Here is a 23,013-nt window from a genome sequence, read left to right on the forward strand (position 1 = left end):
CGTCGGGCGCGCCTGCGGCGCGCGCGCGTCGCCGCAGCAGGCGGGCCCCGACCAGAACACCACCACCAGCGTCGCGGCGAGCAGCGCCAGGGTCGCGCCGAGGACGACCCAACGCAGGTCGCGGCGGCCGAGCCGGATGCCACGCGGCCGCCTGGTGACCGGCGCGGCCGGCGGCGGATAGGTCGCCGCGAGAGCCGCCTCGAACTCCGCGAACGGATCCGAGGAGAGCCGGACAGGGAGCGGCCCGGCGTCGGCCGGCGGCGGTGGGTCGGACCCGACGGGCGAGAACGCGACGAGGCGCTCGCCGTCGTTCATGAACTGGCCGGGTTCGGCCGCCGCGCGCTCCTCGGTGTGCAGCTCACCGGGGTGCTCGACGGCGCCGATCGAGGCGAGCAGGCTCGGCCGGCGCGCGGACTGTGCCGCGCTGTCCTGGCTCGGTTCGCCCATGCGGTGGACTATATGACGAATCGCCAGCGAACCGGAGGACCCCCGAACAGGGTGCGCCGTCGATGTTAGCTGGCCGACTCGGTGGCGAGCGTCAGCAGCGCCTTGCTGAACCGGCGGAACTCGCGCCGGCGCAGCGCCAGCGCCCGGCGCCCGGAGTCGGTGAGCCGGTAGAACTTCACGACCCCGCCGCCGGCCGGCGCCGGGCCGGTGCGGATGGTGACCAGGCCGTCGCGTTCCATCCGGTGCAGCGCCGGGTAGAGGCTGCCGACAGAGAACGTGAAGTACCCGGCGGAGCGGCTCTTCGCGCGGTTGGCGATCTCCAGCCCGTACGCCTCGCGGTCACCGATCGCGGCGAGCAGGATCAGTTCCAGGTTGCCGCGCAGCAGTCCCGCGTCCATCGCACCCGCCTCGCCTATCGCACTCCGATATCGCACTCTCCAACACTCTATCCGTGCTGGTCAAGACGTTAGATCGATCCGGATCGTCAACGGTTGGCTGGCCATCATCCGGCCGAGCGCCGCGTCCCACTGGTAGCGCATCGTGCGGGAGCGGGCGATCGGGTCGTCGTCGGGCAGCACGACCGCCGTGCCCGACCGCCACCGGCCACCGACCTTGACCCGTACCAGCGGGTTGTTGAGGATGTTGAGCACGTAGTCGGACTGCCTGCCGTGGTAGGCGACCAGCCAGAACGTGTTCCCGTCGAGGCCGTTGCCGACCGGGGTGTGCCGCGGCTGCCCGCTGCGGCGACCGGTCGTCTCCAGCAGCGTGAACGCGTTCGGCGCCCAGCCCCGGCGCAACGCGGCGCGGGTGAGGCGGTTGTTGACACGCTCCACCGTGGTCACCACGCGATACTTGACCGAACGCCGCATGCCGCGAGCGTACGACCTGGGGAGGGCCGGTGTCCGGGCTGCACGGTGCGCAATTGGTCACGCGGTCGACGGCCGGCGAGCCGGCCGTGGCCGACCCCCTCGACGTCACCGAGGCGTGGCTGGCCAACCGCCGGCTGTCCGCACACACGCGCGACGCCTACCGCCGCGACGTGACCGCGTGGCTGGCCTGGTGCGCCGGTCGCGGCCTCGACCCCTTGGCGGCCACGTTCGTGCACGTCAACGCGTACGCGCGCGAACTCGACGCGACCGTGGACGCGCGCACCGGCAGGACGCTGAGCACCGCCACGGTGGCCCGCAAGCTGTCCGGCCTGTCGAGCTGGTACGCGTTCCTGGTGCGGCTGACCGCGATCAGCGCCAACCCGGTCGACGGGGCGGACCGCCCGCGGGTGTCCCGGGACCACTCCGCGACCGTGGGCCTGCGGCCCGAGGAGGTCGTCGCTCTGCTCGGCGCGGCCCCGGCCGCCCGGGGCCCGGCGGCGGCCCGCAATCTGGCCGCCGTCACCGTCCTGGCCGACCTGGGGCTGCGCGTCGGCGAACTGGTCGGCCTCGACGTGACCGACCTGGGCGCCGAACGCGGGCACCGCAGCCTGCGCTTCACCGGCAAGGGCGGCGTGGCGCGCCGGCGGGCGCTGAGCCCCGCCTGCGTCGCGGCCCTGGACGCCTACCTCGCCGACCGCGGCGACCCGGCCGAGGGGCCGCTGTTCGTCACCGCGTCGGGCGCGCGCCTGGACCGGCACGCGGTGTTCCGCCTGGTCCGTCAGCTCGCCCGCGACGCCGGGGTGACCAGTTGGGCGCGGCTGTCGCCGCACTCGCTGCGGCACGCGTTCGCCACCACCGCCCGTGAGGAGGGCGTGCCGCTGGAGGACGTGCAGGACGCGATGGGCCACGCCGACCCGCGCACCACCCGCCGCTACGACCGCGACCGGCACAACCTCGACCGCGACCCCGCGTACGCGATCTGGACGGCCCGCGCCCGCCGCAGGGGCTGACTCAGACGCGCGGGCCGAGGTCCCCCGCGCGGTAGTGCCGCCGGCACAGCACCTGGTAGTGGATCTCGCCGTCGTCGGGGGCGGTGTCGCCGATGACGACCTGCTCGCCCTCGCGGGTGAGCCGCCCGCCGACGACGCGGCCGTTGAGCTGGCCCTCGCGCCCGCACCAGCACAGCACCTCGACCTGCAGCCGGCTCACCTCGTCGGCGAGCTCGAGCAGTCGGCGCGCGCCCGGGAACAGCTCGGAGCGGAAGTCGGTGGCCAGGCCGAACGCGTACACGTCCACGTCGTGCACGTCGACCAGGTCGACGAGCTGCTCGATCTGGTCGACCGTGTAGAAGCACGCCTCATCGCAGATCAGGTAGTCGACCCGGCTGCCGGCCGCCCAGTGCCGGCGGACCAGGGCGCGCAGGTCCAGCTCATCGGTGACCTCGATCGCCTCGCGGCTGAGCCCGATCCGGCTGGTCACCCGGGCGCCGAGCGAACGGTCGTACCGGGTGAGCATGAGCCCACGACGGCCCTGGCGGGCGTGGTTGTAGTTCATCTGCAGCGCGAGCGTGGACTTGCCGCAGTCCATCGGGCCGTAGAAGAACTTCAGCTGGGCGCCGTCGCGCATGCGCCGGTCGCCGGCCGCCGGGCACACCGGGGACAGGGCGGAGTCGTCGGGGGTCACGGACACGCAGCCTAGAGCATGATCGGAACAGCGACGCGGTGGCCAGCTCCTGGCCACCGCGTCACCCGAACTCAGTAGACCGAGACGCCGTAGACGCTCAGCGGCTCGACGACCGGCTGGAAGAACGTGATCCCGCCGGAGCTGCAGTTGCCGCTGCCGCCCGAGGTGAGGCCGTAGGCGACGGTGCCGTAGTAGAGCGAGCCGCCACTGTCGCCGCCCTCGGCGCACACGGTGGTGCGGATGAGCCCGTACACCGAGCCCTGTGAGTAGTTCACCGTCGCGTTGAGCGCGGTGACCCGGCCGCTGCGGGTGCCGGTGGTGGAGCCGCGCCGGATGACGGTCTGGTTGACGGCGGGCGTACCGGCGGAGGTGATGTCCTGGCTGCCGACCGTGCCGGGCGGGGTGCCCGTGGTGGTGTAGCGGACGATGCCGTAGTCGTTGCCGGGGAAGCTCGTGCCCGCCCGGGTGCCGAGCACCTGGGTACGCGACGAGTTGGCGTACCACGTCGAGCCGATGTTGGTGCAGTGCCCGGCGGTGAGGAAGTAGTACGCGCCGCTGCCGCTGCGCACGTTGAACCCGAGCGAGCACCGCGACGAGCCGGTGTAGATGGCGTCGCCGCCGCTCGCCGTCATGGTGAGCGCGTTCGCGAGGTACTCCACGCGCACCGCGTCGCCCAGCCGCGCGATGACGGCGTTGAGCCTGGCGAGGTTCGCGCCGGTGACGGTCGGGTCGATGGACACCAGGACCTGGTTGGTGACCGGGTCGACGGCCCAGGACGTGCCCGCGATGCTCGCCGAGCGGCTCAGCTCCGCGGTGGCGGCGCCCAGGACGGCGGCGGAGCGGGTGACGAGCCGGGGCGTGGCGCCGGCCGCGCGGACCTGCGCGGCCGCGGTCGCGTCGGTGACGGTGACGACGAGCGCGCCGGACGCGTCGACGTAGGAGCCGGGCGACCGGTCGCCGAGGGCCTCCGCGAGCCGGGACGCGGCGACGTCGGTGGGGGTGGTGGGTTTGGCCTGCGCCCCCGAGGGGACGAGCAGCGCGCCGATGAGTACGGCCACGGCGCCCGCGAGCGCCGATCGATCCAGCGTTGACCTTGTGAGTCTCACGCCAGCCTCCCTTGGGTGGGGGATCGCGGCTCCGGTTGAGCCGCGCCGGGGTGGGCGGCTTGACATCGATCGTTCGACCGATATCAATTCCTCCGCTCAGCGGGATCCTGGCAGCTGTTCAGACAGTTCACAATGCGCGGACGTAAGATATCGGGATTTCCCTATGTAAGGCATAGAGGAAACCCTTGCGGACAAAGTCGCACCCCGCCCCGACAGCGGGGCGGGGTGCGACGGTTGCGTCAGCGTACGGGTCGGACCTCGGCCCGCGTCCCGGCGCGACGTGGATCCCCACGGCGAACCGCACCAGATCGGTGGAACTGAGCGTCGGGACCCCGGGCGCGTCCACCACCAGCAGGGTGCGGTCGCCCACGAGCTCCCCGGTACGTTCGCCGACCGCCACATTAGGCCAGTGCGTCCTGGACCAGGTCCTCGGCCAGGTGCCTGCTGCCGGCTCCTCCGCCACGTCAACGCTACGGAGGAGCCCGGTTGTGTACCCGGCTACAACACCTTCGGCGGGGTGTTGCCCGCCTCCACGATCGCCCGGCGGATCGGCACGGCGGCCAGGCCGATGAACCCGATGACGAAGAACGCGATCAGCGAGATGATCGCCACCTTGTACTCGCCCGTCACCTGGTACGTGATGCCGAACAGCAGCGGCCCGAGCCACGAGGTGCCCTTGTCCGAGATCTCGTAGATGCCGAAGTACTCGGCTTCTTTGCCGTGCGGGATGAGCTGGCTGAACAGCGACCGGCTCAACGCCTGGCTACCGCCGAGCACGATGCCGAGCCCGGCGCCCAGCGCCATGAACGCGCCCGCGTTGCCGACCGGCAGGAAGTACGCCACGGCGAGCACGATCGTCCACAGCACGAGGCTGCCCAGCACGGTCTTCCACGCGCCGTAGGTCTTGGCGATGCGGCCCAGCAGCAGCGCGCCGCCGAAGGCGAGGAACTGCACGATGAGGATCGTCTGCAGCTGCACCGACTGGTCGAGCTTGAGGTACTGGTCGGCGTAGATGCTGGCCACGCCGATGACGGTCTGGATGCCGTCGTTGTAGACGAGGAAGACCAGCAGGAAGAACAGCGACAGCGGGTACGACTTGAGTTCGGAGAGCGTGTGCCACAGCTGCCGGAACCCGTCGGTGAGCGGGTTGCCGCGCGCCGCCCCGGCCACGGCCGGCCGGTTGCGCAGCCGGATCAGCGGGATGGTCGTGAACGCCGCCCACCACAGGCCGGCCGACACGATGCTCCACCGGGCGATCTCACCCTTGCCGTAGGTGTCGCCGAGGACGATGACCGCCACGAGGTTGAGCAGCAGCAGCAGGCCGCCGCCGACGTAGCCCATGGCCCAGCCCAGCGACGACACCGCGTCGCGTTTGTCGGGCGGCGCGAGCTGCGGCAGGAACGAGTTGTAGACGACGATGCTCGCCCCGAACGCGATGTTGGCGAGCACGAACAACAGCGTGCCGACCAGGAACCGGTCGCCGGTGAGGAACAGCAGCCCGACGGTGGCGCCCGCGCCGATGTAGGCGAACGTCGCCAGCAGCTCCTTCTTGCGGGCGGACCGGTCAGCGATCGCGCCGACCACGGGCAGCACGATGACCTGCAGGATCACCGACAGTGACAGCGCGTAGGAGAACAGCGAGCCGGGGGCGATCGGGATGCCCAGCGCGTGCACGACCCGGTCGCCGCACTCGACGTCGCCGGCCGCGTTCTCGGGGCAGCCCGCGGCCGTCTGGGCGATGGAGGTCAGGTAGGGCCCGAGGAACACCGAGATGACCGTGGTCGAGAAGGCGCTGTTGGCCCAGTCGTACATATACCAACCGGTGCGTTCCCTGCGCCCCTGGGACCAGCTTTCGGCCGCCACCTCCGGGCTGTCGACCGTCATCGGAGCACCTCTCTGCCAGGACGTCGCCGAAGGATATGGATACCGATACCCCGAGGTCAATCAACCGTGATGACAAGCTTGCCGGCCGCGTTGCCCGCGGCCAGGTCACCCACCGCCGTGGGGGCCTCCGCCAGGGGGTACGTACGCCCGACGGCCGGCCGCACCGCGCCGGACTCGATGAGCTCGCGTAGCGCGTCCAGGTCGGCGGTGCGCACCAGGGCGAGCAGCATGCGCAGGCTCTGCCGGGTGAACGGGTTCGCCAGCTGGGCCCGCAGCGGCCGGTCCAGCATGCCGCCGAACCACCGGTCGCCTTCCTCGCCGCCGATGAGGACCAGCCGGCCCTGATCGGTGAGCAGGCCGCGCAGCTGCGACAGCGGCCGGTTGCCGGCAATGTCGATGATCACGTCGTACGTCCCGGCGAGCGGTTCGCGCGTGTAGTCGATGACGGCCTGCGCGCCCAGCGACCGGACGAGGTCGCCCTTGGCGGTGCTGCACACGCCGGTGACCCGCGCTCCGGCGCCGGCGGCCAGCTGGACCGCGAAGCTGCCCACCCCGCCGCCCGCGCCGATCACGAGCACCCGGTCACCGGCCGCGACCCGGCCGACGTCGCGCACGGCGCGCAGCGCGGTCACGCCCGACGCCGGGACGGCCGCCGCCTGGACGAAGGACAGGCCCGCGGGCTTGCGGGCCAGCTTGGCGGGCCGGGCGAGCGCGAACTGCGCGAACGTGCCGGCGCCCGCCCCGTACACCTCGTCGCCGGGGCGCAGGTCGGTCACCTTGGCGCCGACGGCTTCGACGACGCCGGCCACGTCCATGCCGAGCACCCGGTTACGGGGCCGGCGCAACCCGAAGCCGAGGCGCGCGATGAGCGGCAGGCCGGTCATCGTGTGCCACACGCCGTAGTCGACGCCGGCCGCGCGCACCCGGATCAGCACGTCGTCGGGGCCGGGCACCGGCGTGGGCAGGTCCTCGACGCGCAGCACGTCGGGCTGGCCGTACTCGTCCTGGACGATCGCTTTCATGAGGGGTCTCCTTCGGTGTCGGGGTAGCCGAAGACGTCGTCGAGCCGGACCCGGAACACCCGGGCGATCTGGAACGCCATCTCCAGCGACGGGGAGTAGCGACCCTGTTCAATGGCGATGATGGTCTGGCGGGTGACCCCGACCCGGTCGGCCAGCTCGGCCTGGGTCATCTCGTCGTGCGCGAAGCGCAGGGCCCGGATCGAGTTGGTCACCCGCGTCGGTTTCACCACGACTGGAAGCCGCCCTTCCGGTACGCCATGATCTTGGCGGTTGAGCTGAGCAGGGACGACAGGATGAACGCCAGGTAGACGGCGTTGGCGATCCAGAAGTAGGGCAGCTCGGCCATCGCCATGCCGAGCGCGGCGACCCCGCCGATGATCACGAACGACTGCCCGATGCGCTCGCCGGTCCGGTCGATCGCGCGGTCGCGCTCGTCCTTGCGGTCCGACGCGTGCCCGCCCGCGATGGTCACGGCGATGCTCGCCAGGATCCCCGCGACGATCCCGCCGCCGATGGTCCACAACATGGCTGCCGCGTAGGGGACGTCGACGAGCGGCGTCGCTCCGGTGCGCCCCAGGATGATGCTGACGTAGACCGCGTACCCGACGATGGTGATCACGATCATCACCCAGGCGCGCTTCTCCTCCAAGGCCATGCCCGCTCCCCATGTAAAACAAAGCTGACATCGACCAATGTAAAGCGGCCCGGACACCGTGTCAAAGTTTATTTACACGCTCGTCAGGGTCGGCGCGCCGGGCGGCGCACCCGCGCCGTACTCAAAGGTCTGGTGTGGTCGACGTGGCGCGGCAGCCGCAGTTCGTGCTCGCGCAGCGGCGCGAGCGCCTCGGTGATCGCGTCCATGATCCGGTCGGAGGCACGCTGCGCGGCACCCACGTCACCGATGCGCAGGTCCGACAGGTCGACCGGCTCGCCGAAGTGGACCCGCACGACGGGCCGCCGGAACAGGGCGGTGAACGCGGTGCGCGCCATGGCGCCCGCGCCGTGGTAGGCGATGACCTCGTGCGTGCCCCACACCGCCACCGGCACCACCGGGGCACCGGTGGCCAGGGCCATCCGGGCCAGCCCGGTCTTGGGCCGCTCCGGCCACATCGCCGGGTCCAGACCGATGCGGCCCTCGGGGTAGATGAACACGACCGACCCGTGCCGCAGCGCCTCGGTGGCCTGGGCGACCGCGTCGCCGACGTCCGCCCGGCCGCGGTGGACCGGGATGTGCCCGCTGGCACGCATCATCCAGCCGAACAGCGGCGCGCGGAACAGGCCGCCCGTGGCCATCATGCGCGGCGCGATCCGCCGGCGGGCGCACGCGGCCACGTGCGCGGGCGGGTCGTAGTTGCCGATGTGGTTGCCGGCCAGGACCAGCGGCCCGCCGCGCATCGCGTCGGGCACGTCGCCGGTGACCCGCAGCCGGCACAGCAGCGGGATGGCCACGCTGGCGAAGCGCAGCAGCAGCCGCCAGATGAGCGGGGTGACCCATCGGGACTGTGGACTCTGCATGCCGGGCCGTTCTGCCGTGGTCGATGGGGCGGTCGGGGCGATCTGATGGTCGCCGAGCGCAGAAACATTACCGGGGTCACAGTGCACGTCGGTGACCGGCGCGATACGTTGTATGCCTACGCGTTTAAAACGGACATCGGACTAGGGGCATGGACGCACTCGACATCGCTCGCTGGCAGTTCGGCATCACCACCGTGTACCACTTCCTGTTCGTGCCGCTCACGATCGGCATGGCGTTCATCGTCGCCGCCCTGCAGACCGCCTGGGTGCGCACGGGCAACGAGAAGTGGCTCAGGCTCACCAAGTTCTACGGCAAGTTGTTCCTCATCAACTTCGCCATGGGCGTGGTCACCGGCATCGTCCAGGAGTTCCAGTTCGGCATGAACTGGAGCACGTACTCGCGGTTCGTCGGCGACATCTTCGGCGCGCCGCTGGCGATCGAGGCGCTGCTCGCGTTCTTCCTGGAGTCCACCTTCCTCGGACTGTGGATCTTCGGGTGGGACCGGCTGCCCAAACGCATCCACCTGGCCTGCATCTGGGCAGCGGCGATCGGCACGCTGCTCAGCGCGTACTTCATCCTGGCCGCCAACTCGTTCATGCAGCACCCGGTCGGCTTCACCTACAACGCCGAGCGCGGCCGCGCCGAACTGACCGACTTCGGCGCCGTGCTCACCAACAAGGTCGCCCTGGTGACCTTCCCGCACACCATCGCGGGCGCGTTCATGACCGCCGGCGCGCTGGTCTGCGCCGTCGCCGTCTGGCACCTCATCCGCCGGCCCGGCGTGGACACCGCACCGTTCCGCTCCGCACTGAAGATCGGCGCCTGGACCACCCTCGCGGGCCTGGCCGCCGTCACCATCAGCGGCGACATCCAAGGCAAGATCATGACGGACGTGCAGCCGATGAAGATGGCCGCCGCCGAGGCGCTCTACGACACCGAGCAACCGGCGTCGTTCTCCATCCTCACCATCGGCACCCTCGACGGCAGCGAGGAGGTCTGGGCCATCAAGATCCCGAATCTCCTGTCGTGGCTGGCCACCGGCACCTGGGACGGCGAGGTCCAGGGCATCAACGACCTGCAGAAGGAATACGAGATCACCTACGGGCCCGGCGACTACAAACCCAACATCCCCGTCGCGTACTGGACGTTCCGGCTGATGATCGGGTTCGGCATCGTCGCCGGCCTCATCGCCCTCTGGGCCCTGTGGGCAATCCGCCGCGGCCGCGCACCCACGTCGAAGCTGCTGCTCTGGTCGGCGATCGCCCTGCCGCTGCTGCCGCTCGCCGCCAACTCCGCCGGCTGGATCTTCACCGAGATGGGCCGCCAACCCTGGATCGTGTTCAGCCAACTGTTCACCGCGGCCGGCGTCTCGCCCGGCACCAGCACCGCCGAGGTCGTCACGTCGCTGACCGTGTTCACCCTCCTCTACGGCGGCCTCGCCGTCGTCGAGGTCGGCCTCCTGCTGCACTTCATCCGCAAGGGCCTGCCCGACGTTTCCGCCCCACCCGTCGACGAGGAAGGCGAGGACCGCCCGCTCGCCTTCGCGTACTAGGAGCCACCCGTGGAACTGACCACCGTCTGGTTCGTCCTCATCGCGATCCTGTTCATCGGGTACTTCGTTCTGGAGGGCTTCGACTTCGGCGTCGGCGTCCTGCTCGGCACGCTGGGCCGCGACGACCGGGAACGCCGCGTCCTCATCAACACCATCGGACCCGTCTGGGACGGCAACGAGGTGTGGGTCATCACCGCCGGCGGCGCCATGTTCGCCGCGTTCCCCGAGTGGTACGCCACCCTGTTCTCCGGCTTCTACCTGCCGCTGCTGCTCATCCTCGTCGCGCTCATCCTGCGCGGCGTCGCCTTCGAGTACCGCGGCAAGCGCGACGACGAGCGCTGGAAGCGCCGCTGGGACTGGTGCATCTTCGGCGGCTCACTGCTGCCCGCCATCCTGTGGGGCGTCGCGTTCGCCAACATCGTGCGCGGCGTACCCCTGGACGCCGACCACGAGTACGTCGGCGGGTTCTTCAACCTGCTCAACCCGTACGCCCTGCTCGGCGGGGTCACCACCCTGGCACTGTTCGTCACCCACGGGGCCATCTTCCTGGCCCTGAAGACCAGGGGAGAGGTCCGCGACCGGGCCAACATCCTCGCCGGGCGGGTGGGCCTCGTCGCGGCCGCCGCGGCGGTGGCGTTCCTGGTCTGGTCGCTGCTGATCCGCAGCAGCCCGGCCGCCGTCGTGCTCGCGGTGCTCGCGGCCCTCGCCCTGGTCGGCGGCCTGCTGGCCAACCGGGTACGCCGCGAGGGCTGGGCCTTCATCGGCACCGCGGCCGCGATCGCGCTCGCCGTCGCGTGCCTGTTCGCCGCCCTCTACCCGAACGTCATGCCCTCAACGGTCGCCGACGCGAACAGCCTCACCGTCCACAACGCGTCGTCGACCCCCTACACCCTGAAGATCATGACCTGGGTGGCGGTCGTCTTCACCCCGATCGTCCTCATCTACCAGGGCTGGACCTACTGGGTCTTCCGCAAACGCCTGGGCACCTCCGACATCCCCGCCTGACCCCCGCCGACGTCTGGGCGGTCAAGCGCTGGTGTGAATGAAGCGCCCAACCGCCCAGACGTCGCGATCAGCGCCGGGCGGTCGCGTACTGGGGCGGCCAGGGCAGGTCCGCGCCCAGTTCGGCGGCCGCGCGTTGGGGCCAGGTCGGCTCGCGCAGCAGGGCCCGACCGAGCAGAACGGCGTCCGCCGAGCCCTCGGCCAGGATCTTCTGCGCGTGCCGCGGCTCGGTGATCAGCCCGACGGCGCCGACGGGCAACCCGCTGTGCTCGCGGATCGCCCGCGCGAACGGCACCTGGTAGCCCGGCTCGGGCGTGATGTGCTGCTCGGCGGCGTTGCCGCCCGAGGACACGTCGACCAGGTCCACGCCGTGACCGGCCAACACCCGGGCGACCTCGGCCACCTCGTCGACGTCGAGCCCGCCGGGCACCCAGTCGGTCGCCGACACCCGCACGAACAGCGCCACCTCGTCGGGCAGCGCCGCGCGGACCACGTCGACGACCTCGACCAGCAGCCGCGACCGGCCCACGAGGTCACCGCCGTAGCCGTCACCGCGCCTGTTGGAGACGGGGGAGAGAAACTCGTGCAGCAGGTACCCGTGCGCGGCGTGCACCTCGACCACCCGGAACCCGGCCGCCACGGCGCGGACCGCGGCCTCGGACCACTGCCGCACGATGACCGCGATCTCGTCGACGCTCAACTCGGCCGGCGTCGCGTACCCGGCGAACGCCACCGGCGACGGGCCCACCGTCGGCCAGCCACCCTCGGCGACCGGCACGCTGCCGCGCCCCTGCCACGGCACGTACGCCGACGCCTTGCGCCCGGCGTGCGCGAGCTGGATGCCCGGCACCGACCCCTGTTCGGTGATGAACGCGTTGATCCGCCGGTACGCCGCGGCCTGCTCGTCCGTCCAGATGCCCGCGTCGCGCGGCGAGATGCGGCCCTCCGGGGTGACCGCGGTCGCCTCGGCGATCACCAGGCCCGCCCCGCCGCGGGCCAGCCCGCCCAGGTGGACCAGGTGCCAGTCTGTCGGCACCCCGTCAACGGACGAGTACTGGCACATCGGCGCGACCCACACGCGGTTGGGCAGGGTCACACCCCGCAGGGTCAGGGGACGGAAAAGCTCACTCACCCTCCCGCGAACCGCAGGTCGCGGGAGGGTGTTCCCGAGTGTGACCCAATCCTCAACGCGTGGGCTGGCCCGCACCCGGGCACGGGATGTTGGTGCCCTCCGCGGTATGCGGCGGCGTGGGGGACCCCGCGTTCACATGCACGCGGGCCTGACATTCGGGACACCTGCTCATCACGTCGATAGCCATGACCACGACCTACCCAGCACCGGCGGGCCCGTAACCCGGACGGGTGGGCGGCGTGCCCCCGCCGCACGCCACCCACCCGTCCGCACCGCGACGTCGCCCGGCGTCCCGGCGCCGGGCGAGCGCCCGTCAGGCGCCCGCCGCCGAGCGCCGCTCGCGCACGCTCGCCGCGAGGGTACCCAGAACACCCTCCGTGGTGTCCCAACCCATGCAGGCGTCGGTGACACTCTGCCCGTACGTCATCTCAGGACCGATCTCCTGACGGCCCGCCACCAGGAAACTTTCAAGCATGACGCCGCCGATGCCGGCCTGACCGGCCGCCACCTGCCCGGCGATCTCCGACGCCACGACCGCCTGACGCACATGGTCCTTGCCGCTGTTCGCGTGGCTCGCGTCGATCACCAGACGCTGCGTGAGACTGTGCTTCTCCAACAGCTTCAACGAGTCGGCCACGTCCCCCTCGCCGTAGTTCGGGCCCCGGGTGCCACCCCGCAGGATCACGTGACAGTCCGGGTTGCCGGTCGTCGTCACGATCGCAGCCCGGCCCGCGTCGTCGACGCCGAAGAACACGTGACTGCCCCGGCCCACCCGGCTCGCGTCCACCGCCACCTGCACGTCACCGTCGGTGGCGTTCTTGAAGCCCACCGGCATCGACAGGCCCGACGCCAACTGCCGGTGCACCTGGCTCTCCGTCGTCCGCGCCCCGATCGCCCCCCACGTAACCGTGTCCGCGATGTACTGCGGGCTGGTCGGATCCAGAAACTCGCAGCCCACCGGCAGCCCGATGTCGAGGATGTCCAACAGCAGCCGCCGCGCGGTGCGCAGCCCCCGGTGGATGTCGTACGTGCCGTCCAGGCCCGGATCGTTGATCAGGCCCTTCCACCCCAGCGTGGTACGCGGCTTCTCGAAGTACACCCGCATCACCACGACCAGCTCGTCGCGCACCTCGTCGGCGAACGCCTTCAGGCGCCGGGCGTAGTCCAGCGCCGCGGCCGGGTCGTGCACCGAGCACGGGCCGACCACGACGAGCAGGCGGTCGTCCTCGCCGGCCATGACCCGGCGCACCTCGTCGCGCGTGCGGCGCACCAGCGCGGCACGCTGCTCGCCGAGCGGCAGCTCGGCCAGCAGGTCATGTGGGGAGATCAACGGCTGGAACGCGGCAACGTGCAGGTCGCTCGTATCCTCGCCGGGGTTGTCCTGGGTGGTCATCCTGGGCACCTTGTCCTCTAAGGCAGGCCGCCCGCGTCACACCAGGCCAGCCCGCCGGTTACATGACAAAGGGCAGGGAGATCGCTCCCTGCCCTGCTGGCTCTGGTTCGTTGTCGGTCAGCGCACGCGACCGTCGGCTCGGACCAGAGCCAACGTAAAGCGCCAATAACGGTGAACCACGTCGAACACACTACCCCCCGGCGGGTCGGTTGGCCAACCGACCCGCCGGGGGACCGGTCAGCGGGTGTTGAGGTCCGCGAGCTTCGCCTCGACCTCGGCGAGCTCCGCGCGCAGCCGTTGTGCCTGGTGCTCGGCCTCCGACCGCTCGGCGGCCAGGATCTGCTCGACCGCCTCGTGCACCGCCGGCACGTCGAGCAGCGCCACCATCTTGAGCGCCTCCGTGGGCCGGATCACGTACGGCTTCGCGACCGCCTTGGTGCCCTGGTTGGCCCCGACGGTCCACTCGCCGTCGGCGTAGGCCAGGGTGACCGTCAGCGCCGGGATCGGCTTGGCCTTGGCCGCCTTGGGGGCGGCCGCCTTGCGGGCCGGCTTGGCCTCGCCGCCCTGGGCCGGGATCGCCTCGGTGGCCGTCGGCTCGGCGGTGGTGGTCGGCTGGGCCACGGTCTCCTCCTTGCGGGGCGCCGGCACGGCCGCCGGCGCGGGGTCACGGGTGATCATGAATGGCGGGGGAGCCTGCTCCGGCTCCATCTCCGGCACCGAGGTGCGCGGCGCGCTGCGCGTGCCCTTCGGCGGGACCGCCAGGTCGGCGGGGGAGAAGGGCAGCTCATCGCGGCCGAACCGGACCACCACCCACTCGTCGGACAGCTCCGGGTCGGTCAGCTCGATGACCTGCCCCGTCTGACCGGCCATCTGGCCGGCGTTGTCGGTAAAAACCACCTTGGGCTTGCGCCCGTTGGCAAGCGAGTCGCGGATGGTCTCCAGCTCCTGCGTGGACAGACCCGCGCCCAGGGTGGGGGCCGGGCTGCGCGTGGCCGCCATTGGCCGCCTCCTTCTCGTACACCTGTTTGATTGAGTCTTTCTACCAGGCGGGTCCGACAAACGTCGACCGGCACGCCGCCCAGGTGAGGCTACGACGCCTGGTCGCGCAGGATGCGCAAGGCCCCGTCGGCGTGTGCGTCCATGTTGAGCTGACTGTCCAGCACCCCGAGGATCACCCGGTCGACGCCGATAACGAACGTGAGCCGCCGCATGCTCAACGGACCGAGCGGCAGCTTGCGCCGCACCCCGAACAGATCGGCCACCACACCGTCTACGTCGCTGAGCAACGGGTAGTCGAAGCCGTGCTTGTCGGAGAACCGCTTCTGCCGCTCGACGCTGTCGCGGCTGATGCCGACCCGCACCGCGCCGACCTCCGTGAACTCCTTGGCCAGGTCGCGGAAGTGGCAGCTCTCCGCCGTACAACCGCGGGTCATCGCGGCGGGGTAGAAGAACAGCACCACCGGCCCGGACTCGAGGAACCCACTCAACCGACGGGGCGTGCCCGTCTCGTCGGGCAGCTCGAAGTCGTCCACCACGTCGCCGGCCGTGAGGTTGCGCGCCATACCCGTCCTCCATCCGCGATCTTCCACGCGGAAGATTACGCGGGCCAGTGAGCTGGGCGGACGAGGGTCGCCGGCACCATCGTCCGGGCGTCGCCGTGGGCGGCCGTCAGCTGCGACTGCAGCAGGAACAGAGTGTCGCTCAGGTTGGCCCCGCCCAGGTCCGCGCCGCGCAGGTCGGCCCCGGTCACGTCCGCGAGCCGCAGGTCGGCCCGGCGCAGGTCAGCGCCGATGAGCAGCGCGCCGCGCAGGTTGGCTCCACGCAGGTCCCGTCCGGCCAGGCGGACGCCCATCAGGTTCGCACGCCGGTGGTCGGCGCGGCGGCTGGGCACCTGCGCCCGGACCAGCTCGCTGGCCCGCGACAGCAACACGTTGACCTCGCCGCGGCGCGCGGTCACGTCAACCGCCAACAGCGTCCCGGCGTCGGCGGCGGTGAGTCGCTCGATCGCGTCGGCTGCCGCGCGCAGCTCGTCGTGCACCGGCTCGGCCGCCGCCAGCGTCAGCGCCTCGGCCGCGTAGTAGAGCAGTTCGTGCAGGTCACGCACGATCGGGAACACGGCGAACATCTGGGGCGCGTTTTCGGGGGCCGCCCGCCAGTCCCGGCCGGCGTAGACCACCTGGGACACCTGCTGGCCGGCGCCGAAACAGTCGTAGACCACGCAGCCGGGAAAGCCGTGGCCGCGCAGGTCGGCGTGGATACCGCAACGGAAGTCGGCGGCCAGGTTGGGGCACGGCCTGCCGGCCGGCTTGGTCAACGCGAAGTCCGAGGACGCGGCGAACGCCGGAGCCACGCAGCACAGCGCGAAACACCGCGAGCAGTCGGCACGCAACCGCGGGCGGGCATCCTCGGACATCGGGCCTCCTTCAGAACCAGTCTGGTACCTGGGAGTACCAGACTGGTTCACGATCACCAAAACAATAACCACGTCGTATGACATGCAATCTACGACATGGTTAGGTCCGATTCCCCACGCGACGCTGTATTGTCCGAGGCATGGCTCGACCGCCTGCCCTCGCTCGCATCACCATCGGCGAGGCTGTCGCTGAGTATCGCGAGGCGCTCGAGCGTCGCGTCGCGCGCAACGAGTTGGCCGCGCTGACGTTCAAGACCTACATCAGGGACCTGGACGAGTTCGTCGCCCTGTTCGGTGCGGACACCGTGCTGGACGATGTGGAGCAGGACGACCTCGACCGCGCGCTGACCCGCATCGCCGCGGCACCCGACCGCCGGTACACCAGGGGTGTCAAGATCGGCCACGACGGCGGCCGGCCCGCGGGCCGGGGCGCGCACTCGCGCGCCCGATGGTTCGTGTCGGTGCGCGGCCTGTTCCGGTGGGCGCAGCAGCGCGGCTACGTGCAGGCCGACCCGATGGCGGCGATGCGCACCCCGCGGACCCCCAACCGGGCACGCGGGGCCCGCCTGGGCATCGCCACCGACCGAGCCGAGGAGCTGCGGGCGGCGCCCGCGGCCGCGCGGACGCTGCGCCGCCCGGCACAGCAGCAGCTGACCCTGCGGGACAAGGCGATCCTGTGTCTGCTCACCGAGACGGGTCCCCGGGTGGCCGAGGTGTGCGGAGCCAACCGCGAGGCGATCCGCACGCACGAGGAGACCGCCCGCCCCGTGCTGCGTGTGCTCGGCAAGGGCAGCAAGACCCGAGACCTTCCCTTGTCCGCGCTCACGGTCGAGGCGATCGAGGACTACCTCGCCAACGAGCGGCCGACGACGCCGACGGCCGAGGATCCGCGCGACCCGGTGCAGCGCGCGCGGATCCAGGACGCGCGGCGGGCGCTGTTCGTGACCGTACGGGGATGGCGGATGAACGCCCGCGACGTGCAGCGGATGGTCGACCGGCACGCCCGGACGTTGGGCATCCGGGTCACGCCGCACGGGCTGCGGCACACGGCGTTGACGATCCTGGCCCGTTCCGGAGTGGACATTGCGACGGTCGCTGACATCGCCGGGCATGAGAGTCTGTCGACCACGTCGCGGTACATGGACAAGTCGGCGCTCGCGGCGGCTGACGCGGTGGACCACTCCCCCTTGGCCATGTCACCGGACCGGCCGCCGCTCCAGAGCGACGAGCCACGCGATGTCCTGCGCCCAGGCGACGCTGTGGGCGCGCGCGATGGCGTCCCACGCGGCGGGGCCGCCGGGCAGTGACCAGGCCCGGGAGCGGTGGTAGTCGGTCTCGATACCGGTCAGCGTCCGCGCGAGGCTCCGGTCGGCCACGGCCTGTCCGGCCTCGGGCAGCAGGGGTTGTTGGGCCACGAACCGGTCGACGACGAGCCGGGTGTCCTCGGCGGCGCGCCGGGGGGCGGCCCGGGCCAGCGCCATCAGGGGCGGTTCGACGTCCTCCGCGACGGCGGCGACGATCCGGTCATGCCCGTCGAGAATGACGTAGCTGTCGAGCGCGCTGAGCCACCACAACAGGCCGTGGTCGTTCCACACCTTGGCCAGGAGCACCGGTTCGTCGTTCTGGCTCAGCAGCAGCCGGCCGCCGGCGGTGACGAGGGTCCGGAGGGCGGGCCGCGGGCGACCGGTCACCTCGAGCGTCAGACCGTTGGTGATGCTCGTTCGGCGTATCGGGCGATCATAGTGATCCGTGCGACGTCAGGCGCTGCGGCGCAGGACCAGGTGGGAGTCGAAGATGCGGTCGTCGGCCCGGCCCGGACGGCCGGCGAGGACGGTCTGTACGGCGTACTCGACGATGGTTTCCACCGGGTGCGTGGCGGTGGTCAACGGCGGCCAACCCACCTGGGCGTACGGGATGTCGTCGAAGCCGACGACGGCGACGTCGCCGGGCACGTCGATCCGCCGCTCCCCCAGCAGGCTGAGCACGCCGAGGGCGGTGGCGTCGCAGCTGGCGTAGATGGCGTCGGTCTCGGGCCACTGGGCGAGCAGTCGGGCGGCCGACTCGCGTCCGCTGTCGGCGGTGAAGTCGCCGTAGACGATCCGGGTGGGCAGCCCGACGGAGGCCATCACCTCGGTGTAGGCCTGTCGGGGCCGCAGGGTGCACGGCATCCACCGCGGCCCGCCGATCATGGCGATCTCGCGCCGCCCGGTGGCGTACAGGTACCGGGCGATCTCGCGGGCCGCTCCCCCGTTGTCGACGTCGATCGACGGGACGAGGTCGCTGCCCACGCCGATGGACACCGCGCGTCCGGCCAGCGCCCGGGGTACGGACGTGAGCAGGCCGAAGGTGGTGTTGAACAGGACGACTCCGCACACGGTGCGGTCGGCGGCGAGGTCGGCGAGCGGGTTGGGGGCGCCGAGCGGCAGGACGTGGACGCTGACCCCGACGCCGGCGGCGGTGGCGGCCTGGGTCGCGGCGGTGACGGCGCGCCCCAGGTAGAGGTCGACGGACAGGACGGGCTGGGGCGAGACGATGCCGAGCACGATGCGGTCGCCGCGTCCGGTGGCCAGGGCGCGGGCCATGGCGTTGGGGACGTAGCCGAGGTCGGCGGCGGCCCGGTTGACGCGTTCGCGGGCGGAGTCGGACACGGCTGGGGAGCCGGCGAGCACCCGCGAGGCGGTGGCCCGCGAGGTGCCCGCCAGCCGGGCGACGTCCTCAATGGTCTTGGCTCGCTGACGGTCCCTCATCGGGCCATCGTCCTACTGTTCGGGTCGGCTGGCCTCCGCCGCGATGGTGTCGAGGTTGCCGGCCAGGTTGCGGTAGGCGGCGAGGAGGTTGTCGATGTCGGTGGTGGCTTTGGCTTTGTCGACGCCGAGGCTGGTGAGCACGCCGGTGCCGGCCTCGAGTTCGAGGAGGGCGAGCAGGATGTGTTCGGTGCCGACGTAGTTGTGTCCGAGCCGTAGTGCCTCGCGGAACGTAAGTTCCAGTGCTTTCTGCGCGCCGGCGTCGTACGGGATGAGGTCGGGCACCTGGTCGTCGCGCGGGGGCAGGCTGGCGGTGGCGGCCCGGCGCAGGTCCTCTACGGTGACGCCCTGGGCGTTGACGACCTTGATGGCGAGGGATTCGGGTTCGGCGGTGAGGCCGAGGATGAGGTGGGCGGTGCCGATGGTGGCGTTGCCGGCGGCGCGGGCCTCTTCCTGGGAGGCGAAGGCGACGTGGCGGGCGCGTTGGGTGAAGCGGCCGAAGCCCTGGTTGGCGTCGACGTCTGGTTTGGGGACGAAGCGTTTCTGGGCGGCCTGTTTGGTGACGCCCATGCTGCGGCCGATGTCGGTCCAGGAGGCGCCGGAGCGGCGGGCCTGGTCGACGAAGTGTCCGACGAGGTGGTCGGCGATGTCGCCGAGGTGTTCGGCGACGACGACGGCGCCGGAGAGTTGGTCGAGGACGTCGGGGTTGGCTTTTTTGATCCCCTGGATCAGATCGTCGAGGCGGATCTGCGGAGAGGCTGTCATACCGTCAACCGTAGGTTGACGATCCGACGTCGTCAACCCGAGGTTGACGATTAGTGTGGCGGGCATGCTGACGCGCGTCGCGACCGCCGACGACCTGCCCGCCGCCCTGGCCGTGTGGCGCGCGGCCAACGCCGCCCGGGGCAGGTTCCCGGACGAGCGCCGGGTGGCCGCCGTGACCGCCAAGGTCCACGCCCCGGACGCGCTGGTGGTGGTGGCCGTCGACGCCGGGGTGGTGGGCATGGCGGTGGGTGTCCCGGCCCGCGCGGACGACGGCGACGGCGAGCTGATCGCGGGCCTGTGCCACGTCGCGATGGTCTTCACGCGCCCCGACCGCTGGGGTCGGGGCGTGGGCGGCGCGGTGCTGCGGGCGCTGGCCAGGCAGGCCGCGGCGCGCGGCTACGACCGGCTGCAGCTGTGGACGGGCGAGGCGAACGTGCGCGCCCAGCGCCTGTACCTGCGGCACGGGTTCGCCGCGTCGGGCCGGGTCACCGAGCACGCGGGCCAGTCGATCGCCCACTACACCGCCGGATTACCCCTTGCGGTTCGACGCCCTGGTGGGCCACCGGCGGTCGATGGCGCTGTTGATGACCATGCCCGCCGCCATGCCGATCAGGAGGCCGAAGAAGCTTGAGCGCAGCAGCAGGATGCCGGCCAGCATGCACACGAAGGTAACCGTGAGGGTCACATACCAGGGCGGGCCCGGTTCGGGATCGGGTTCCTCGATCAGACCTAACCACAGCAGGACGCGTCGCATGGGCGTCACGGTAGCGTCCGGCGGGTGAGTACGACACTGGGCGTGGCTGACTTCGTCCGCGCGCACACCACGTTGCGGCCCGTGCCGGGCCTGCCGTCGCTGCTGCTGCACCAGGCCGACGACGCGATCGACCTGTGGCAGACGACCGAGGCGCACCTGGGCGCCACCGGCACGCCGCCGCCGTTCTGGGCGTTCGCGTGGGCGGGCGGGCACGCCCTGGCCCGCTACGTGCTGGAGCACCCGGACCTGGTGGCCGGCCGGGGCGTACTCGATGTGGCTTCGGGGTCGGGCCTGGTCGCGGTGGCCGCCGCCGCGGCCGGCGCGGCGTCCGTCGTGGCCAATGAGATCGACGGGTACGCCGCGGCGGCGATCGCGCTCAACGCCGACGCCAACGGGTTCGTGGTGGACGTGGTGCACGGCGATCTGCTCGACGGTGACGGCGGCGCGGCGGACGTGGTGTTCGCCGGGGACGTGTTCTATTCGCGGGCGATGGCGCAGCGGGTGCTCGCGTTCCTGGAGCGCGCCCGGGCGCGCGGCGCGCAGGTGCTGGTGGGCGACCCGGGCCGGGCGTACCTGCCGCGGGAGCGGTTCACGCGGGTGGCCGACTACCGGGTGCCGGTGGACCGTTCACTGGAGGACGCGGACACCAAGGACGTGACGGTGTGGCGGGTCGGCTGACCCGCCCACCGCGCACCTGTCAGCACTCCACGATGGAGCCGTTCAGGTCGAGCTCCTCGTCGCGCAGGTGGGTCCAGGTGTAGCCGCCTTCGCCCTCCTTGTCGCAGTGGAACGTCAGGCGACGAGGATGCCGCCGGCGGCGACGCTGAGGGCCATGAGGATCGGCTTGATGCGCATGACGTTTCTCTTTTCAGGATGAATGAAGCGGTACATAGGTGCGGTGGTGTCGGTGGTGGTGGTGCGCCCGGCTGCGGGCACATCGGATGGCGTAACGGGCCGGCGTGGGCACGTGCGACTCGGCGACGGCCAGGGCCCACCGCATGCGGCGGATCGCGGTCTCCGGATGGTCGCCGTACTCGCTGGCCATCACGCTGGCACAGGCCCGTACGCCGCCGAACTCCGCGATCGCCCGGCGGATCGCCGTGGCGGCCTCGGCCCGGGTCGGCGTCGATCCCGTTGGCAGCTCACTGTTGAACAGTGCCTCGGCGTATGCCGAGGTCAACGTGCTGTTCATGGCCCGCTCCCCCTCTGTCCGCTGCGGGCCGAGCATCAGCCGACGGGCGCCAGAAATACCCGGCTCATACGGATTTTTTCGGTCTGTTGCGCGCCGAGGCAGTCGAACCGGGTCGCGGCCGCGAGGCGCCTGGCCCGGCGCTCGAACGCCCGGCGCGCCCGCTCACGGCGCTCCGGGCGGGGTGGTATCTCCCTCTTCCCATCGTGTGGCACCGGCCCGTCCCACGGGAGGGAAATGATGGGCAAGCACAGGACCGATCACGCGCCGCTGGTCACGGCGCCGGTCTGCCGGTGGGCGGGGGTGGGGCGTGCTCGGGGCGCAGGCCCACGCCGACCGCCCGGGCGGGCAGCGCCTGCAGCGCGGGCAGGCGGCGCAGCAGCCGCAGCGGCCAGGGCGCGTTGACCGGGCCGGTGCCGGCCAGGACCGGGCCGAGCAGCGCGCGTTGCATGCCGCGCTGCGCCAACTGGGTGCCGACGGTCGGCACGAGCCGCCGCCGGCGCACCTTCGCCAGCTCCGCGTCGGACAGGCGCCCGGACCTGAGCGCGGGCAGCAGCAGCCGGGCGGCGGCCACGGCGTCCTGGACGGCGAGGTTGATGCCGACCCCGCCGATCGGTGACATGGCGTGCGCGGCGTCCCCGATGAGCAGCACGCCGGGGGCGTGCCAGCGGGCGAGCCGGTTGACCTGCACGGTCAGCATGCTCAGCTGCTCCCAGCCGGTGATCTGGTCGACCCGGTCGGCGAGGTCGGGCCACAGTTGCACCAGCGAGCTACGCAGGGCGTCCAGGCCGGCCGCGACGACCGTGCCGTACCCGCCCTTGGGGATGACGTAGGCCAGCTGCCAGTAGTCGCCCCGGTCGATGCACACCATGATCTTGCCCTTGCCGACGCGGCCGGCCACGCCGTCGCCGTCGGACTCGTGCCTGGGCAGCCGGAACCACAGCACGTCCATGGGCGCGCCGTAGTCCTTCGGCACCCAGCCCAGCAGCTGTCGTACCGTGGAGTGGCGTCCGTCGGTAGCGACCGTGAGCCGGGCACGGACCTCGACCCGCTCCCCGTCCCTCCCCCCTGTCTGTGCCACCACGCCCGTGACCACGTCACCGACCCGTGGGTGCGGCTCCCGGATCAGATCGACCACGTCGTGCGAGCGCAGCAGGGTGAAGTTCGGGTACCTGCCCGCCTCGTCCGCGATCATCTCGAGGAAGTCCCACTGCGGGACGAACATGATGTACGGGTGGGCGATCCTGACCCGGGTGAAGTCGGCGAGCGTGAAGCGTCCGTCGGCGAAGACGCCCTGCAGACGGGTCACCTTGCGGTGCGGCAGCGCCTCGGCCCGCTCCCCCAGGCCCAGCTCGTCGAGCAGGGTCAGGGTCGACGGGTGGACGGTGTCACCGCGGAAGTCCCGCAGGAACGTGGCGTGCTTCTCCAGGACGGTCACCCGCACCCCGCCGCGCGCCAGCAACAGCGCGTGCACGAGGCCGGCCGGGCCGCCCCCGACGACACAGACATCGGTCTCCATCACGGTGGCCACGTCCTCATTCA

General features: G+C 71.6%; 26 protein-coding genes. 6 read left to right on the plus strand and 20 right to left on the minus strand.

Annotated features, from left to right (window positions below; translation table 11 throughout):
* From ABD211_RS30035 to ABD211_RS30045, 3 genes are all read right to left on the minus strand, one after another.
* Positions 1-447, minus strand: a 447-nt coding sequence (locus tag ABD211_RS30035; RefSeq protein WP_344139099.1) for a hypothetical protein, incomplete at its 3' end; no start/stop codon positions are given.
* Between the two features lie 65 nt (positions 448-512).
* Positions 513-845 (minus strand): PadR family transcriptional regulator, encoded by a 333-nt coding sequence (locus ABD211_RS30040; RefSeq protein ID WP_344139101.1) that lies wholly within the window; start codon positions 843-845, stop codon positions 513-515.
* 60 nt (positions 846-905) lie between these two features.
* On the minus strand, positions 906-1,316 hold the full coding sequence (locus ABD211_RS30045; protein WP_344139103.1) for a nitroreductase/quinone reductase family protein: 411 nt from the start codon (positions 1,314-1,316) through the stop codon (positions 906-908).
* Between the two features lie 53 nt (positions 1,317-1,369).
* Here ABD211_RS30045 and ABD211_RS30050 point away from each other — a divergent pair, with 53 nt between their 5' ends.
* Positions 1,370-2,326, plus strand: a complete 957-nt coding sequence (locus ABD211_RS30050; RefSeq protein ID WP_344139204.1) for a tyrosine-type recombinase/integrase — start codon at positions 1,370-1,372, stop codon at positions 2,324-2,326.
* Between the two features lies 1 nt (position 2,327).
* On the opposite strand, the gene ABD211_RS30055 is transcribed toward ABD211_RS30050, so the two are convergent.
* From ABD211_RS30055 to ABD211_RS30085, 7 genes are all read right to left on the minus strand, one after another.
* Positions 2,328-2,942: a thymidine kinase gene (locus tag ABD211_RS30055; RefSeq protein WP_344139206.1), complete on the minus strand. Its 615-nt coding sequence runs from the start codon at positions 2,940-2,942 to the stop codon at positions 2,328-2,330.
* Between the two features lie 128 nt (positions 2,943-3,070).
* Complete coding sequence (locus ABD211_RS30060) at positions 3,071-4,105, minus strand: S1 family peptidase (RefSeq protein WP_344139105.1); 1,035 nt, start codon at positions 4,103-4,105, stop codon at positions 3,071-3,073.
* A 498-nt stretch (positions 4,106-4,603) separates the two neighbouring features.
* A complete protein-coding gene (locus ABD211_RS30065; RefSeq protein ID WP_344139107.1) occupies positions 4,604-5,989 on the minus strand; it encodes an MFS transporter in 1,386 nt (461 codons plus the stop codon).
* A gap of 56 nt (positions 5,990-6,045) precedes the next feature.
* Positions 6,046-7,011 carry an NAD(P)-dependent alcohol dehydrogenase gene (locus tag ABD211_RS30070; RefSeq protein ID WP_344139109.1) on the minus strand — a complete coding sequence of 322 codons (966 nt, stop codon included), beginning with the start codon at positions 7,009-7,011 and terminating at the stop codon, positions 6,046-6,048.
* Entirely contained in the window at positions 7,008-7,241 is a 234-nt protein-coding gene (locus ABD211_RS30075) for a helix-turn-helix transcriptional regulator (RefSeq protein ID WP_344139111.1), read from the minus strand. Before ABD211_RS30075 ends, ABD211_RS30070 begins: the two co-directional genes overlap by 4 nt.
* Positions 7,235-7,666, minus strand: a complete 432-nt coding sequence (locus tag ABD211_RS30080) for a hypothetical protein (protein ID WP_344139113.1) — start codon at positions 7,664-7,666, stop codon at positions 7,235-7,237. The genes ABD211_RS30075 and ABD211_RS30080 overlap by 7 nt, the downstream gene beginning before the upstream one ends.
* Positions 7,667-7,749: 83 nt before the next feature.
* A complete protein-coding gene (locus ABD211_RS30085) occupies positions 7,750-8,526 on the minus strand; it encodes a lysophospholipid acyltransferase family protein (protein WP_344139115.1) in 777 nt (258 codons plus the stop codon).
* A gap of 149 nt (positions 8,527-8,675) precedes the next feature.
* On the opposite strand from ABD211_RS30085, the gene ABD211_RS30090 reads away from it, so the two are divergent.
* Positions 8,676-10,079, plus strand: coding sequence for a cytochrome ubiquinol oxidase subunit I (locus ABD211_RS30090; RefSeq protein WP_344139117.1), 1,404 nt, complete (start codon positions 8,676-8,678; stop codon positions 10,077-10,079).
* Positions 10,080-10,088: 9 nt separating this feature from the next.
* Positions 10,089-11,084: a cytochrome d ubiquinol oxidase subunit II gene (gene cydB / locus ABD211_RS30095; protein ID WP_344139119.1), complete on the plus strand. Its 996-nt coding sequence runs from the start codon at positions 10,089-10,091 to the stop codon at positions 11,082-11,084.
* 67 nt (positions 11,085-11,151) lie between these two features.
* Here cydB and ABD211_RS30100 read toward each other — a convergent pair whose 3' ends face one another.
* From ABD211_RS30100 to ABD211_RS30120, 5 genes are all read right to left on the minus strand, one after another.
* Positions 11,152-12,213, minus strand: coding sequence for an NADH:flavin oxidoreductase/NADH oxidase (locus tag ABD211_RS30100; protein ID WP_344139121.1), 1,062 nt, complete (start codon positions 12,211-12,213; stop codon positions 11,152-11,154).
* Between the two features lie 313 nt (positions 12,214-12,526).
* Positions 12,527-13,615 carry a 3-deoxy-7-phosphoheptulonate synthase gene (locus ABD211_RS30105; protein WP_425560563.1) on the minus strand — a complete coding sequence of 363 codons (1,089 nt, stop codon included), beginning with the start codon at positions 13,613-13,615 and terminating at the stop codon, positions 12,527-12,529.
* Positions 13,616-13,843: 228 nt separating this feature from the next.
* Entirely contained in the window at positions 13,844-14,605 is a 762-nt protein-coding gene (locus ABD211_RS30110; RefSeq protein ID WP_344139125.1) for a hypothetical protein, read from the minus strand.
* 89 nt (positions 14,606-14,694) lie between these two features.
* Complete coding sequence (locus ABD211_RS30115) at positions 14,695-15,168, minus strand: peroxiredoxin (protein ID WP_344139127.1); 474 nt, start codon at positions 15,166-15,168, stop codon at positions 14,695-14,697.
* A 35-nt stretch (positions 15,169-15,203) separates the two neighbouring features.
* Complete coding sequence (locus ABD211_RS30120) at positions 15,204-16,019, minus strand: pentapeptide repeat-containing protein (RefSeq protein WP_344139129.1); 816 nt, start codon at positions 16,017-16,019, stop codon at positions 15,204-15,206.
* A 140-nt stretch (positions 16,020-16,159) separates the two neighbouring features.
* Here ABD211_RS30120 and ABD211_RS30125 point away from each other — a divergent pair, with 140 nt between their 5' ends.
* Complete coding sequence (locus tag ABD211_RS30125) at positions 16,160-17,326, plus strand: tyrosine-type recombinase/integrase (protein WP_344139131.1); 1,167 nt, start codon at positions 16,160-16,162, stop codon at positions 17,324-17,326.
* On the opposite strand, the gene ABD211_RS30130 is transcribed toward ABD211_RS30125, so the two are convergent.
* The 3 genes from ABD211_RS30130 to ABD211_RS30140 all read right to left on the minus strand — a co-directional run bounded on the left by ABD211_RS30130 (position 17,216) and on the right by ABD211_RS30140 (position 19,528).
* A complete protein-coding gene (locus ABD211_RS30130; protein WP_344139133.1) occupies positions 17,216-17,710 on the minus strand; it encodes a hypothetical protein in 495 nt (164 codons plus the stop codon). The genes ABD211_RS30125 and ABD211_RS30130 overlap by 111 nt on opposite strands.
* A 66-nt stretch (positions 17,711-17,776) precedes the next feature.
* Entirely contained in the window at positions 17,777-18,766 is a 990-nt protein-coding gene (locus tag ABD211_RS30135) for a LacI family DNA-binding transcriptional regulator (protein WP_344139135.1), read from the minus strand.
* A gap of 12 nt (positions 18,767-18,778) precedes the next feature.
* The gene (locus ABD211_RS30140) at positions 18,779-19,528 is read right to left on the minus strand and encodes a Clp protease N-terminal domain-containing protein (RefSeq protein ID WP_344139137.1); all 750 of its coding nucleotides are present in this window, start codon (positions 19,526-19,528) and stop codon (positions 18,779-18,781) included.
* A gap of 64 nt (positions 19,529-19,592) precedes the next feature.
* On the opposite strand from ABD211_RS30140, the gene ABD211_RS30145 reads away from it, so the two are divergent.
* Positions 19,593-20,159 (plus strand): GNAT family N-acetyltransferase, encoded by a 567-nt coding sequence (locus ABD211_RS30145; protein WP_344139139.1) that lies wholly within the window; start codon positions 19,593-19,595, stop codon positions 20,157-20,159.
* A gap of 147 nt (positions 20,160-20,306) precedes the next feature.
* Positions 20,307-20,960 carry a class I SAM-dependent methyltransferase gene (locus tag ABD211_RS30150; protein WP_344139141.1) on the plus strand — a complete coding sequence of 218 codons (654 nt, stop codon included), beginning with the start codon at positions 20,307-20,309 and terminating at the stop codon, positions 20,958-20,960.
* A 190-nt stretch (positions 20,961-21,150) separates the two neighbouring features.
* Here ABD211_RS30150 and ABD211_RS30155 read toward each other — a convergent pair whose 3' ends face one another.
* Together ABD211_RS30155 and ABD211_RS30160 are read right to left on the minus strand one after the other, a co-directional pair.
* Positions 21,151-21,474, minus strand: a complete 324-nt coding sequence (locus ABD211_RS30155) for a hypothetical protein (RefSeq protein WP_344139143.1) — start codon at positions 21,472-21,474, stop codon at positions 21,151-21,153.
* Positions 21,475-21,745: 271 nt separating this feature from the next.
* Positions 21,746-22,990, minus strand: a complete 1,245-nt coding sequence (locus ABD211_RS30160) for an FAD-dependent oxidoreductase (RefSeq protein ID WP_344139208.1) — start codon at positions 22,988-22,990, stop codon at positions 21,746-21,748.
* Positions 22,991-23,013 lie beyond the last annotated feature (23 nt).

It is taken from the genome of Luedemannella flava (genome assembly GCF_039528515.1).
In the GTDB taxonomy this organism is placed as follows: domain Bacteria; phylum Actinomycetota; class Actinomycetes; order Mycobacteriales; family Micromonosporaceae; genus Luedemannella; species Luedemannella flava.

Bases quoted from the DNA above. Each gene is read 5' to 3' on its own strand.
- ABD211_RS30040 (WP_344139101.1), bottom strand. From the start codon at position 845: ATGGACGCGGGACTGCTGCGCGGCAACCTGGAACTGATCCTGCTCGCC.
- ABD211_RS30045 (WP_344139103.1), bottom strand. From the start codon at position 1,316: ATGCGGCGTTCGGTCAAGTATCGCGTGGTGACCACGGTGGAGCGTGTC.
- ABD211_RS30055 (WP_344139206.1), bottom strand. From the start codon at position 2,942: ATGCGCGACGGCGCCCAGCTGAAGTTCTTCTACGGCCCGATGGACTGC.
- ABD211_RS30065 (WP_344139107.1), bottom strand. From the start codon at position 5,989: ATGACGGTCGACAGCCCGGAGGTGGCGGCCGAAAGCTGGTCCCAGGGG.
- ABD211_RS30070 (WP_344139109.1), bottom strand. From the start codon at position 7,011: ATGAAAGCGATCGTCCAGGACGAGTACGGCCAGCCCGACGTGCTGCGC.
- ABD211_RS30080 (WP_344139113.1), bottom strand. From the start codon at position 7,666: ATGGCCTTGGAGGAGAAGCGCGCCTGGGTGATGATCGTGATCACCATC.
- ABD211_RS30085 (WP_344139115.1), bottom strand. From the start codon at position 8,526: ATGCAGAGTCCACAGTCCCGATGGGTCACCCCGCTCATCTGGCGGCTG.
- ABD211_RS30090 (WP_344139117.1), top strand. From the start codon at position 8,676: ATGGACGCACTCGACATCGCTCGCTGGCAGTTCGGCATCACCACCGTG.
- ABD211_RS30110 (WP_344139125.1), bottom strand. From the start codon at position 14,605: ATGGCGGCCACGCGCAGCCCGGCCCCCACCCTGGGCGCGGGTCTGTCC.
- ABD211_RS30115 (WP_344139127.1), bottom strand. From the start codon at position 15,168: ATGGCGCGCAACCTCACGGCCGGCGACGTGGTGGACGACTTCGAGCTG.
- ABD211_RS30120 (WP_344139129.1), bottom strand. From the start codon at position 16,019: ATGTCCGAGGATGCCCGCCCGCGGTTGCGTGCCGACTGCTCGCGGTGT.
- ABD211_RS30125 (WP_344139131.1), top strand. From the start codon at position 16,160: ATGGCTCGACCGCCTGCCCTCGCTCGCATCACCATCGGCGAGGCTGTC.
- ABD211_RS30135 (WP_344139135.1), bottom strand. From the start codon at position 18,766: ATGAGGGACCGTCAGCGAGCCAAGACCATTGAGGACGTCGCCCGGCTG.
- ABD211_RS30140 (WP_344139137.1), bottom strand. From the start codon at position 19,528: ATGACAGCCTCTCCGCAGATCCGCCTCGACGATCTGATCCAGGGGATC.
- ABD211_RS30145 (WP_344139139.1), top strand. From the start codon at position 19,593: ATGCTGACGCGCGTCGCGACCGCCGACGACCTGCCCGCCGCCCTGGCC.
- ABD211_RS30155 (WP_344139143.1), bottom strand. From the start codon at position 21,474: ATGAACAGCACGTTGACCTCGGCATACGCCGAGGCACTGTTCAACAGT.
- ABD211_RS30160 (WP_344139208.1), bottom strand. From the start codon at position 22,990: ATGGAGACCGATGTCTGTGTCGTCGGGGGCGGCCCGGCCGGCCTCGTG.